Origin of the sequence: Myroides phaeus (assembly GCF_900099675.1) — a bacterium.
In the GTDB taxonomy this organism is placed as follows: Bacteria; Bacteroidota; Bacteroidia; order Flavobacteriales; family Flavobacteriaceae; genus Flavobacterium; species Flavobacterium phaeum.
The window spans coordinates 197,432-209,549 of sequence record NZ_FNDQ01000001.1 but is presented as its reverse complement, the minus strand read 5'-3'; the positions used below and the strand labels follow the sequence as shown (position 1 = coordinate 209,549).

General features: G+C 32.2%; 12 protein-coding genes. 11 read left to right on the top strand and 1 reads right to left on the bottom strand.

The genetic code is table 11. From position 1 onward, the window contains the following. The first annotated feature begins 135 nt into the window (after positions 1-135). From BLT46_RS00900 to BLT46_RS00865, 8 genes are all read left to right on the top strand, one after another. Positions 136-1,140 carry an AAA family ATPase gene (locus BLT46_RS00900; protein WP_090404782.1) on the top strand — a complete coding sequence of 335 codons (1,005 nt, stop codon included), beginning with the start codon at positions 136-138 and terminating at the stop codon, positions 1,138-1,140. 86 nt (positions 1,141-1,226) lie between these two features. Further along, positions 1,227-2,090, top strand: a complete 864-nt coding sequence (locus BLT46_RS00895; RefSeq protein ID WP_090404779.1) for a DUF58 domain-containing protein — start codon at positions 1,227-1,229, stop codon at positions 2,088-2,090. Positions 2,091-2,100: 10 nt separating this feature from the next. After that, on the top strand, positions 2,101-3,723 hold the full coding sequence (locus BLT46_RS00890; RefSeq protein ID WP_090404775.1) for a BatD family protein: 1,623 nt from the start codon (positions 2,101-2,103) through the stop codon (positions 3,721-3,723). After that, positions 3,723-4,727 carry a vWA domain-containing protein gene (locus BLT46_RS00885; protein WP_090404772.1) on the top strand — a complete coding sequence of 335 codons (1,005 nt, stop codon included), beginning with the start codon at positions 3,723-3,725 and terminating at the stop codon, positions 4,725-4,727. Before BLT46_RS00890 ends, BLT46_RS00885 begins: the two co-directional genes overlap by 1 nt. A gap of 6 nt (positions 4,728-4,733) precedes the next feature. After that, positions 4,734-5,762, top strand: coding sequence for a VWA domain-containing protein (locus BLT46_RS00880; RefSeq protein WP_090404770.1), 1,029 nt, complete (start codon positions 4,734-4,736; stop codon positions 5,760-5,762). A 24-nt stretch (positions 5,763-5,786) separates the two neighbouring features. Beyond that, positions 5,787-6,626, top strand: a complete 840-nt coding sequence (locus tag BLT46_RS00875) for a tetratricopeptide repeat protein (RefSeq protein ID WP_090404767.1) — start codon at positions 5,787-5,789, stop codon at positions 6,624-6,626. 6 nt (positions 6,627-6,632) lie between these two features. Further along, the gene (locus tag BLT46_RS00870; RefSeq protein WP_090404764.1) at positions 6,633-8,393 is read left to right on the top strand and encodes a BatD family protein; all 1,761 of its coding nucleotides are present in this window, start codon (positions 6,633-6,635) and stop codon (positions 8,391-8,393) included. Positions 8,394-8,399: 6 nt separating this feature from the next. Continuing rightward, positions 8,400-9,158 (top strand): tetratricopeptide repeat protein, encoded by a 759-nt coding sequence (locus BLT46_RS00865; protein WP_090404759.1) that lies wholly within the window; start codon positions 8,400-8,402, stop codon positions 9,156-9,158. On the opposite strand, the gene BLT46_RS00860 is transcribed toward BLT46_RS00865, so the two are convergent. After that, positions 9,155-9,697, bottom strand: coding sequence for a CvpA family protein (locus BLT46_RS00860; protein ID WP_090404756.1), 543 nt, complete (start codon positions 9,695-9,697; stop codon positions 9,155-9,157). The two genes, BLT46_RS00865 and BLT46_RS00860, sit on opposite strands and share 4 nt — an antisense overlap. 191 nt (positions 9,698-9,888) lie before the next feature. On the opposite strand from BLT46_RS00860, the gene BLT46_RS00855 reads away from it, so the two are divergent. The 3 genes from BLT46_RS00855 to BLT46_RS00845 all read left to right on the top strand — a co-directional run bounded on the left by BLT46_RS00855 (position 9,889) and on the right by BLT46_RS00845 (position 12,105). Then, positions 9,889-10,245 (top strand): hypothetical protein, encoded by a 357-nt coding sequence (locus tag BLT46_RS00855; RefSeq protein WP_090404753.1) that lies wholly within the window; start codon positions 9,889-9,891, stop codon positions 10,243-10,245. An 86-nt stretch (positions 10,246-10,331) separates the two neighbouring features. After that, positions 10,332-11,348: a phenylalanine--tRNA ligase subunit alpha gene (gene pheS, locus BLT46_RS00850; protein WP_090404750.1), complete on the top strand. Its 1,017-nt coding sequence runs from the start codon at positions 10,332-10,334 to the stop codon at positions 11,346-11,348. 196 nt (positions 11,349-11,544) lie between these two features. Beyond that, on the top strand, positions 11,545-12,105 hold the full coding sequence (locus BLT46_RS00845) for a c-type heme family protein (protein ID WP_090404747.1): 561 nt from the start codon (positions 11,545-11,547) through the stop codon (positions 12,103-12,105). The last annotated feature ends 13 nt before the right edge of the window (positions 12,106-12,118 follow it).

The following is a 12,118-nucleotide window of genomic DNA, read 5'->3' as shown; positions in this document are numbered from 1 at the left end:
CATAATTCAAGCCCAATATTCAAATTTGTAATTTAGATTTAACCATACATTAACAACATGGTTAATAATATTTTTAGAATTTGCAGTTATTATTATAAAAGAGCATTATTTTAGATAAAAAACACAAACATACACATGGACACAACAGGATCAAACTATGATATCCGCGAGTTAAATGAACTTATAGAAAAAGAAAGCGCGTTTATCGATATTCTAACGATGGAGATGAATAAAGTAATTGTGGGACAAAAACACATGATAGATCGTCTTCTGATTGGATTATTAGGACAAGGACACATATTACTTGAGGGAGTACCTGGATTAGCGAAAACTTTAGCAATTAACACATTAGCTAAAGCTGTTCATGGATCGTTTAACCGTATCCAATTTACCCCAGATTTACTACCTGCAGATGTTATTGGAACAATGATCTATAATGTAAAGGAGAATGATTTTTCTATTCGCAAGGGACCTATATTTGCTAACTTTATTTTAGCCGATGAGATAAACCGTGCTCCTGCAAAAGTACAATCAGCGCTACTTGAAGCAATGCAAGAAAAACAAGTAACAATTAGCGATGACACATTCAAATTAGACAAACCATTCTTAGTAATGGCAACACAAAACCCCGTTGAGCAAGAAGGAACATATCCTTTACCAGAAGCTCAAATGGACCGTTTTATGCTTAAAACAGTGATTGACTATCCTAAGATGGAAGACGAACGTCTTGTAATTCGTCAAAACCTTGCAGGAGAAAAACCACAAGTTAACCCTGTCGTTACAATAGATCAAATTAAACGAGCTCAAGAAGCGGTTAAAAAGGTATATATGGATGAAAAAATTGAGAAATACATTCTTGATATCATCTTTGCCACTCGCTATCCTGAGCAGTATAAATTAGACAAATTAAAACCATTAATAAGCTTTGGAGCCTCTCCACGTGGAAGTATCAACTTAGCATTAGCTGCTAAATGTTATGCATTTATCAAGAGAAGAGGATATGTAATTCCAGAAGACGTTAGAGCTGTGGTAATTGATGTACTACGTCACCGTATTGGAGTAACATACGAAGCTGAAGCAGAAAACATTACTTCTGTTGATATTATTAATCAAATTGTTAATGAGATAGAAGTGCCATAATAGCATTCTAAATAGCAAAATATTGAAAACCTATTTATAGTCTTATAAATAGGTTTTCCAATTAACTAAATTTGAAAGGTAAAGTCATGGATACCAAAGACATTTTAAAGAAGGTCAAAAAAATAGAAATAAAGACCAAGCGATTAAGCGATCACATATTTTCGGGAGAGTATCATACTTCTTTTAAAGGAAGAGGAATGACATTTTCTGAGGTTCGCCAATATCAATTTGGAGATGATGTACGTGCAATTGACTGGAATGTAACAGCACGTTATAATGAGCCTTATATAAAAGTTTTTGAAGAAGAAAGAGAACTTACTTTAATGCTAATGGTCGATGTTAGCGGATCTGAAAGTTTTGGTTCTTCCGATCAATTTAAAGAAGATATAATAACTGAAATAGCAGCCACTTTAGCTTTTTCAGCTACACAAAATAACGACAAAATTGGTTTAATCCTCTTTTCTGATCAAATTGAATTATTTGTTCCTCCGAAAAAAGGTAAGACACACGTTTTACGTATCATTAGAGAACTAATCAATTTTAAACCGAAAAGTCAAAAAACAGACTTGGGCCAGGCTTTAGAATATCTTTCAAAAGTTTTAAAAAAGAAAGCTATTGTATTTGTGCTTTCAGACTTTATTACACCAAATTACGAACATACACTCAAAATTTCTGCTAAAAAACACGATATAACAGGAATTCGAGTTTATGACAAAAGAGAAAAAGAACTTCCAAAAGTTGGTTTAATTAATGTTTTTGATGCAGAAACACATCAAGAACAAATAATTAATACTTCGGATAGCACGTTGAGAAAAGAATACACAGCTTACTTTTTAAAACAAGAAGGAATTTTTAATAAAGTCTTTCAAAAATGCGGAGCAGGAACTATCAACATCGAAGTAGGAGATAGTTATGTAAAAAAATTATTAGGGTACTTCAAATCAAGATAACTTAAGAGAAATGAAATCTAATTTTCTATATACAATCGTCTTTTTGCTTTTATCAACACTAACTTCATTGGCACAAACGCCAATAGAAACCGTAGTAGATACAAACAATATCAAGATAGGAGATACTTTTTTGTACACCATCAAAGCACATACAAAACAAGGTGCACATATTACCTTTCCTGAAACAAACGAAATTGGTCGTTTTGATGTTGTAGAAACATTTCCAACAGATACAATCATTGATAACGATACACAAGAACTAATAAAAAAATATCACTTAACTATGTTTGATGAAGGAGCATTTACTGTTCCTCAACTACCAATTATTGTAGATGCACAAGTATTTCACACAGACTCAATTCAAATACAAGTACAAGGAGTTGAAGTAGATACTATCAAACAACCCTTATACGATATTAAAAATATTTCAACCGAAGGAGCTTCTTTCTCAACAAATTGGTATTACATTATTTTCTTAATCGCTTCAATTCTTGTTGGCTTAGCCTTGTATATATATATTAAAAAACAACAAGAAAAAAATCAAACAGAAGACGACAAGTACAAAACGCCTTTTGAAAAAGCCGTTAAAAAATTAAAGCAACTTGAAGAGAAGAAAAACTGGAACCGAGGAGATGCAAAACCATACTATTCAGATATGACAAACATTGCTCGTTCCTTTATTGAAGACACTTTTGGTATTTCTGCGAAAGAGCTAACAACATTTGAAATTATAACTATTTTAAAAGCTACTCTAAACGAGAAAAAGATTAAAATTAAACCAGAGATAATTAAGGATTTAAAGCGAATTCTTGAAACAGCCGATTTAGTAAAATTTGCTAAATCTCAACCGGATGAAAGACAAATTACAGCCGATACAAGTAAGATACAACAAGTCGTTGATGATATTAACACTGCTTATCCTATTTCCGCTGCAACCCAAACAGAACGCATCCGTTTAAGAGAAGAGCGCAAATTAAAAAAACAACGTTTTCGTATTTGGGTTCCTATTTCAACTTCATTAGTTCTAATGTTACTATGTGGAATAGTATATATTGTAAACACATCTTCAGAAGAAGAATACACTTGGTTTACCTTTGACAACTCTAAAAAACTATTAGGTAAAGAGTGGATTACAAGTACATACGGAACAGATCCTGGAATAACAGTTAGTACTCCGAAAGTATTAATTAGAAAAAATGAACCTATAATACAAGAAACAAAACCAGAAGGAGTAGAATCTATTCAACAGTTTAAATTTGAAACGTTAGAAGACCCTTTACACATTGTTTTAAATAATATAGTAACTACTAAAGAGTATAAGTATACTGATAAAGAACTTATTACTTATGCTATTACAGCAATGACTCAAAATAATAAAATTGATGATTTACAATATAAAGAAGAAGGTTTTGAAAATGCTAATGGAGTCATAGGAAATAAAATAGTAGGCGATTTTATATTTCAAAATCCCGATAATAACAAAGAAGAAAAAATAGCATTTGAAGGAGTATTAACACAACACGGTGCCAATAAAGATATAATATGGATATTCTATTTAGCAGAAGATACCATAGCACCTCAAATTGTTAATCGAATCTTTGACTCAATACTTTATAAACAAGAGCAGAAATAATGATGAAGAACATAACATTTGCAAATCCAGAGTTTTTTTGGCTTTTCTTACTGTTGCCAATTGCTTTGTTTGTATGGTATAAAAACAGGAAAAAACAACGTGCGACAATCAAACTAAGTTCAATAGACAGCGTTATTGGTCATCGTTCACTATTAGTTAAATTACTACCTATATCCATTGTTTTAAGAATGCTTGCACTATCAGCAATTATTGTAGCAATGGCCAGACCACAAATCGTAAATGTAGACAGTAAAGTACATTCAACTCACGGTATAGACATTGTAATGGCAATGGACGTGTCAGGTAGTATGCTTGCAAAAGACTTAAAACCAAATCGCTTAGAAGCTCTAAAATCAGTAGCTGCAAACTTTGTTGAACAACGAGTAACAGACCGTATTGGACTCGTTATTTACGCAGCAGAAGGATATACGAAAACACCTGTTACCAGTGATAAAATACTTATTTTGAACGACATGAAATCAATTAAGTACAATAATGACTTAAGAGATGGTACTGCAATTGGAGTAGGTTTGGCAACAGCAATAAATAGACTAAAAGATAGTCCAGCTAAAAGTAAAATTATCATTTTATTGACAGATGGAGTTAACAATACAGGAACAGTAGATCCAAAAATGGCTGCTGAAATTGCCAAAGAGTATAATATTAAAACCTATACTATTGGTATTGGTACCAATGGTTTAGCAGAATCACCTGTAGGCATAAAACCAAATGGAGAAATAGTTTATGAAAAAGTACCTGTTGAAATCGATGAACAGCTAATGAAGGAAATTGCTAAAATAACAGGAGGTAAATACTTTAGAGCAACAGATACTAAGAAGCTGTCAGCTATTTACGAAGAAATTAATCAATTAGAAAAAACGAAAATAGACGAACAGAAGTTTGTTAACTCTGATGATAAGTTCCACTTATTAGCATTATTAGCATTTGTGTTATTAGCGTTAGATTTTATTTTACAAAAAACACTTTTCAGAGGATTTATTTAATAGATTATGTGGGAATTAGACAATAAAAAATATCTTTTCTTATTACTCATAGTTGCAATATTAGTTGTGCTATTTATTGCTGACGTAATATGGAAAAAAAAGAGACAAAGCCTATTTGCTACATCAAAAGCAATGAAGATTTTGGCTCCAAATCGTTCAAAGAATAAGACAATTATTAAAGCCAGCATCTACTTAGTAGCATTAACAGCTATTGTATTTGCCTTAGTAAATCCTAAAATAGGAACAAAAGTTGTCACTGTAAAAAGACAAGGAATTGATATTGTCTTTACACTTGACGTATCTAAAAGTATGCTTGCCCAAGACATGGCTCCAGATAGAATGGCAAAAATGAAACAACTTGTTTCACAAATTATCAACAATCTTGGTCCAGACAGAATAGGCATTGTTGGTTATGCAGGTAGTGCTTTTCCTATGTTACCAATTACGACAGACCACTATGTTGCTAAAATGTACTTGCAGTCAATGAACACGGATATGGTATCATCACAAGGAACTGCCTTTGAAGATGCTATTTACGTAGCAAGTAACTATTTTGACAATCCACAAACCAGTAAGGTTATGATTCTTATTTCTGATGGAGAAGACCACGGAGAAGAAATGGATGGAGCTATTGCAATTGCAAAACAAAAAGGTATTAAAATCATTACAATTGGTGTAGGTACAGAAAACGGAGGTCCAATTCCAATTCGCACAGCCAAAGGAGTTGAATATAAAAGAGATTGGGACAATGAAATAGTAACAACAAAGTTAAACCCAGCAACACTTAAACACATTGCAGATGCAACAGGAGGAAAGTATTTCTATGGCTCTAACACACAAGAGATAGTAGATTTAATCAAAAATGAATTAAATAAAATAGAAAAAACAGACTTTGAATCACAACAAATTGCAGAATTTCAAGCGCAATACCAATGGTTTTTAGGTTTAGCTTTTTTACTTATTTTTATTGACCTATTCATCTTAGAGAGAAAGACAATGTGGATGAAGAAGCTAAATCTTTTCAACGAGAAGTAATAGAATACCAAAAGAACTTAGACAATGAGGAATTTACTTTACACTGCTATATTTTGTTTGTTTACTATATTCTCTTTTGCTCAATCAGCAGGAAGAGCCTTAAATAAAGGAAATGAAGGTTACGAACAAAAACACTACACACAGGCAGAAGCAGCTTATAGAATTGCGAAATCTAAAAGCCCTAAATCTACTGCAGATTATAATATGGGTAATACTCTATATAAACAAAACCACACAAAAGAAGCTATCACTGCCCTTACAAGAGCAACAAAAACAGCAACTACAAAAGCTGAAAAACATAGAGCTTTTCACAACCTTGGTAATGTTTATATGAAAAACAAAAACTATCAAGAAGCAGAAAAGGCATACAAAAGTGCTTTATTAAACAATCCTAAAGATGACGAAACTCGTTATAACTATGCTGTAGCTAAAAAACTAAACGAAGAAAACCCTCAGCAGAACGACGATAATAAAGACGATCAGAATAAGGATAACAAAGACAATAAGGACGATCAGAATAAAGATAACAAAGACAATAAGGACGATCAGAACAAGGATAACAAAGACAATAAGGACGACCAGAACAAGGATAACAAAGACAATAAGGACGATCAGAACAAGGATAACAAAGACAATAAGGACGATCAGAACAAGGATAACAAAGACAATAAGGACGATCAGAACAAGGATAACAAACCACAAAATAATCCACAAGCTCCAAGTAGAGATCAAATTGATCGTATCTTAGACGCGATGAACCAAAAAGAAAAAGATATTCAACAGCGTTTGATTAACAAAGGTAAAAAAGGAGATAAAGGAGAAGGTCAAGCAGTACCTGCTGGACAAAGAAAAAAAGACTGGTAAAGAACAATGAAAACACTGCGTAATTTCATATTAATAATATGCTTTATAAGCACACAAGCTATTTTTGCACAAATTACTTTTGACGCAAAAGTAAGTAGAGAAAGTGTGCCTTTAAACGAAAATGTTCGTGTTGACTTTTCAATGAATAAAGATGGAGACAACTTTACTCCTCCCCGATTTGATGGATTTACAGTAGTTGGAGGTCCGAACCAATCAGTTAGCTATGCTTGGACGAATGGTCAAAAATCATTCAACAAAACATACTCATACTTTCTACAACCAACACGTAAAGGAAAGTTAACGATACAAGGAGCCAGTATAGAGATTGATGGACAAGTTTACAAAACAAAAGCAGTAACTATCACTGTAGGAGACGCTGTTGCAAAACAAGATCCAAGACAACAAATTAATCAAGTACAACAACAATCAATCGACAATATACATTTGGTAGCCGAAGTAACAAATACCAAACCGTATATCAATGAACCTATTACAATTACATATAAATTATATTTCAATACATCTATTGGAGGTTATATGGGTAAACAAATCCCAACTTATGAAAAGTTTTGGGTTCACAATATCAATTTAGATGGCCGACCTGAAGTAAAACAAGGAAAATTTAAAGGAGAGAACTATCACTATATTGTTTTAAAACAAGACGTGTTAATGGCACAAGAAGAAGGCGCCCTATCTATTGACCCTTTAATTTTAAATATTCAAGCAGAAGTACCTACGGGAAGACGAGATTTCTTTGGCTTTCCAGAATACGGATATATTGAAAAAGAGTTCTCAACAAATAAAGTAACTATTAACGCTAAAGCCTTACCTGAAGCCGGAAAGCCAGAAAACTTCTCAGGAGGCGTTGGAACATTTGACTTTAAAGTTACCCCAACTAAAACAGATTTAAAAGCAGGAGAACAACTAAAACTAACTGTTGAAATATCTGGAAAAGGAAACTTAAACTTGTTAACAATGCCACAACCTAAAGCGCATTCAGCTTTAGAAATTTACGACCCTGTTTATGCAGAAAAAATAAATTCAGGAATCTACGGTATGCAAGGTAAAAGAAGTAATGAATACATTATTATTCCACAATATAAAGGAGAGTACAATATAGAACCTATGGAATTCTCTTATTTTGATTTAGGAACAAAAAAATATAAGACAATCAACACAGATAGTCTTGTTATAAATGTATTAGAAGGACCTACTTTGCCAACTAATAAAGATGCTGTTGGTACAGACATTGTAAATACAGATGAATTATTTCAGCCTTTTAAAACAAAAGTCAATTTCATAGAACCTTATCAAACAAAATATTGGAATACTAACCTATTTTATATACTTACGCTTATTCCGTTCATAGCCATTCCTTTCTTTATTTTTGGAATTAATAAACAAAGAGCAATTAGTAGTGATACAGAAGGACGACGATTGAGAAACAACAATCGTTTAGCAAAGAAATATCTTAGCGAAGCGAAAAAGAACCTTAACAATAAAGAATTATTCTACGAAGCATTAGAACGTTGTTTACACAACTTCCTAAAAGCTAAATTGAACATTGAAACAAGTGAAATGAGCAATGAAAATATTGAAGAGATATTAGTAGAAAAACAAATAGATACAGAAGCAATCTCTGAGTTTATGAATTTAAAAAATGCTTGTGAGTGGGCACGATACACGCCAACCAACCAAGTAAACATCACAAACGATTATGAGAAAGCTATTCAAGCAATTAGTAAATTAGAAAAACAATTCAAATAGAGAAAAATGAAGCATATTATCACTTTCATATTATTTGTATTGAGCACCATTTCTTGGGGGCAAACAGCTAATTGGACTGAAAGATTTGAAAAAGCAAATGAGCTAATTCTAAAAGAGAAGTTCCACGAAGCGATCACCATCTTCCAAGATTTGGAAAAGGAAAATAATTCATCTCCTGAATTACTTTTTAATTTAGGGAATGCTTTTTATCGTACAAACGATAATGTTAATGCTGTTTATTACTATGAAAAGGCATTAAAACTAACACCTAATGATAAAAGCATTGAAACTAATTTAGGTTATGCACGCAAGAATTTAATAGATGATATTACAATTGTAAAAGAGTATGATAATCAAGACATCTTACATCAAACACTTGGAAAACTAACACCTGATCAATGGTCAATCTTGGCAACAATTTTAGCTTTTACAATCTTACTTGCTTTTATTGTTTACTACCTCAATGAGAAAAGTTCTATTAAAAGAATAAGTTTTGTTTGGATGATAGTTGCTCTATTAAGTTTAGGAGCATCTATTTATGCTGCTCAATTTGAAGAAGCTTATATAGGAAAAGAAGAGACAGCAATAATCTTTGCTCAAGAAACAAATTTAAAAGAAGAAGCAAAAAACACTTCTAAAACCATAAAAGAACTCCATGCAGGAACAAAGGTTTACATCTTAGAGCACAATGCTCTCTGGATCAAAGTTAGATTAGACAATCAAGAGATCGGATGGCTTGAAAAAGCTACCATTAAAAATATTTAAACAGATTCCGAAGGCGTAGTTGTATGTAATACTTCTACGCTTTTTTCAAATAATGTTTTAATCAATTGGAAGAAACTTGGTAAAATAGAATCTGAAACCACTAAATACACTTGATAGCTATATGAAGCCTCTAATGTTTCTTTCTTTACTACTTGAAAAATATTGTTAATCTGATCAAAAAATGAAAGTAACATACTTCCCACCAATACAACAACCAAAACTTGGAACAAAGCACCAAAAAAACGATTAAACATTCCTAAGAATACAGCATCAAAAAACTTAGTAACCAAATTAGCCAAGAACTTAGCAATTAAAATTGCAAAGAAAAAAGTTAGCACAAACGCAATTACTGGTAAAAAAGAAGTTTGCCAACCAAAAGACTCAAAGAGAAATTCTTTAACTACGTTTGAAAATTTTAATGCTCCAATAGCCCCAATAAATATTGCTAAAAAGGCTACAACAGATACAAAAAAACCATCTTTTATTCCTTTATACAAAGCAAATACAAATGCAATTAAAGCGATAACATCTAAAAACATAGTCAACTAATTTTTTACTGTGCGAAGATATTACAAATCTGACTAATATGAATAACGATCTTTCAACAGTTATCTCAAACAAATTTACATCAAGTCTCTCTTAAACCTCATCACTCACACTATTGTTAAGGAGATTAATTTACACTATACAATGCGGATAAATACTATCTTTGTGTACTATAGCAAAATATATGGCAAGAGACGAACAATTAAAAACCAGATGGGAAACCTTGGTTAAGAAAATATCAGATCGCTTTGGTGATGGAGAAACTCTCGACTTAGAAGCAATTATTTACCTAATTGGCGTACAAGAAAGAGGGAAAATCAAAAAGAAATATAAGAAAGACGACAAAATAAATTTAATGCACATTGCTATTTGTCGTTTATTAGAACCATATGGTTATTACGAATTCGATCACTTTGACGAAGACGGGTGGCCACATTACACTGTAAAAGAACACTTACCAGCTTTAAAAGCAGGAGAACAAAGCGTTCTAATGAAAGAAGCAATCGTGAATTATTTTTTAGAAAGTGGCTTTATTAGCTAAAACTAACAAGAAATATAAAAATATTAGCAGTATTAAATTTTATGTCTAATTGAAAAGCAGTAAATTTGCACTTTACTTTACTTAAAATGATAGATAAAATAAAAGAGTATATCGGTGAAGCGGAACAGTTTACTACCGATAATAAAGAGACGCTTGAAGCATTTAGAATTAAATTCCTTTCTAAAAAAGGAATCTTAAACGATTTATTTGCTCACTTCAAAACAGTTCCAAATGATCAAAAGAAAGAGTTTGGACAAGCTATCAATGCACTAAAAAACACTATTGAAAATAAAGTAAAATCAATTCAAGAAACTTTAGATTCTAAAGATGTTCAAGGTCTTTATGGAGATTTAACTCGTCCAGGTTACCCATTAGAAATAGGTTCAAGACACCCTATCTCATTGGTAAAAAATCAAATTGTTGATATTTTCAACTCTATTGGTTTCAACATTTCAGAAGGTCCAGAAATTGAAGATGACTGGCATAACTTCGAAGCATTGAATTTCCCTGAGTATCATCCAGCGAGAGATATGCAAGATACTTTCTTCGTGCAAACAAATCCAGAGCACTTATTACGTACACATACGTCATCAGTTCAGGTTCGTTATATGGAGAAAAACACACCACCTTTGAGAACAATCTCTCCAGGACGTGTATTTAGAAACGAAGCTATCTCTTCACGTTCTCACTGTATCTTCCACCAAGTAGAAGGATTGTACATTGATAAAGATGTTTCTTTTGCAGATTTAAAGCAAACCTTGTTATACTTCACAAAAGAGATGTTTGGTAAGTCTAAAATCCGTTTACGTCCATCATACTTCCCATTTACTGAGCCAAGTGCTGAAGTAGACATCTATTGGGGATTAAAAACAGAAACTGACTACCGTATTACAAAAGGTACAGGATGGTTAGAAATCATGGGATGTGGAATGGTAGATCCTAATGTATTGAAAAACTGTAACATTGATCCAAACGAATATAGCGGTTTTGCTTTCGGTATGGGTATTGAGCGTATTGCAATGTTATTATACCAAATCGGAGATATCCGTATGTTCTATGAAAACGATATCCGTTTTTTAGAACAATTTAAAACAAGCTTCTAAATAGAAATATTTATATATAAAGCCGACTTCAGAAAATGGAGTCGGCTTTTTTAATTTATATGATACTTTTCTTTGTTCATAGAGAAAAAATACTATTAATCACTTATACTCTTTCCTTTTTAATAAATGTAACCTAAGTTACTTAAAATTCAATGTCAACTCTTTAATTTTGAGACACTAACTATAATTGAAGAAAATGAAAAAGATTCTTTTGTTGTCTTTTGTAACCATCTCATTGGTTTCTTGTGGCAACAAACAAAAAACATCCGTTGACTTAGAAACATTAAAAGTACAAGGAGACTCTATAACAACAGTTACTCAACAAGCATTAATGTCAAGCGTTTCTAATGCCATTACAAAAGGAGGCACTACTTATGGAGTTGAATTTTGTAACACAAAAGCATTAGTACTAACCGACTCACTTTCAAAAAAATACGAAGCAACAATTCAGCGCATAACAGATAAAAACAGAAACGCAAATAATGAATTAACCTCAGCCAATGAAAAAGCTCTTTTTAATGCATTTAAGGAGAATACTCATCTACAAGATAGTCTTATCGCAGAAAATGGTAAACACATCTACTATAAGCGTATAAACCTTGGAATGGAGACTTGCTTGAAGTGTCATGGAACACCTGACTCAAATATTGACACAGAAACCTATTTGAAGATAAAAGAGCATTACCCTCTTGACAAAGCAGTAGGGTATAACCTAAAAGAACTTAGAGGAATGTGGAAAATTACATTTGATAAATAACAAAACCATATTT

Coding starts and splice junctions, on each gene's coding strand:
- BLT46_RS00900 (WP_090404782.1), top strand. CDS start 136: ATGGACACAACAGGATCAAACTATGATATCCGCGAGTTAAATGAACTT.
- BLT46_RS00895 (WP_090404779.1), top strand. CDS start 1,227: ATGGATACCAAAGACATTTTAAAGAAGGTCAAAAAAATAGAAATAAAG.
- BLT46_RS00890 (WP_090404775.1), top strand. CDS start 2,101: ATGAAATCTAATTTTCTATATACAATCGTCTTTTTGCTTTTATCAACA.
- BLT46_RS00885 (WP_090404772.1), top strand. CDS start 3,723: ATGATGAAGAACATAACATTTGCAAATCCAGAGTTTTTTTGGCTTTTC.
- BLT46_RS00880 (WP_090404770.1), top strand. CDS start 4,734: ATGTGGGAATTAGACAATAAAAAATATCTTTTCTTATTACTCATAGTT.
- BLT46_RS00875 (WP_090404767.1), top strand. CDS start 5,787: ATGAGGAATTTACTTTACACTGCTATATTTTGTTTGTTTACTATATTC.
- BLT46_RS00870 (WP_090404764.1), top strand. CDS start 6,633: ATGAAAACACTGCGTAATTTCATATTAATAATATGCTTTATAAGCACA.
- BLT46_RS00865 (WP_090404759.1), top strand. CDS start 8,400: ATGAAGCATATTATCACTTTCATATTATTTGTATTGAGCACCATTTCT.
- BLT46_RS00860 (WP_090404756.1), bottom strand. CDS start 9,697: ATGTTTTTAGATGTTATCGCTTTAATTGCATTTGTATTTGCTTTGTAT.
- BLT46_RS00855 (WP_090404753.1), top strand. CDS start 9,889: ATGGCAAGAGACGAACAATTAAAAACCAGATGGGAAACCTTGGTTAAG.
- pheS (WP_090404750.1), top strand. CDS start 10,332: ATGATAGATAAAATAAAAGAGTATATCGGTGAAGCGGAACAGTTTACT.
- BLT46_RS00845 (WP_090404747.1), top strand. CDS start 11,545: ATGAAAAAGATTCTTTTGTTGTCTTTTGTAACCATCTCATTGGTTTCT.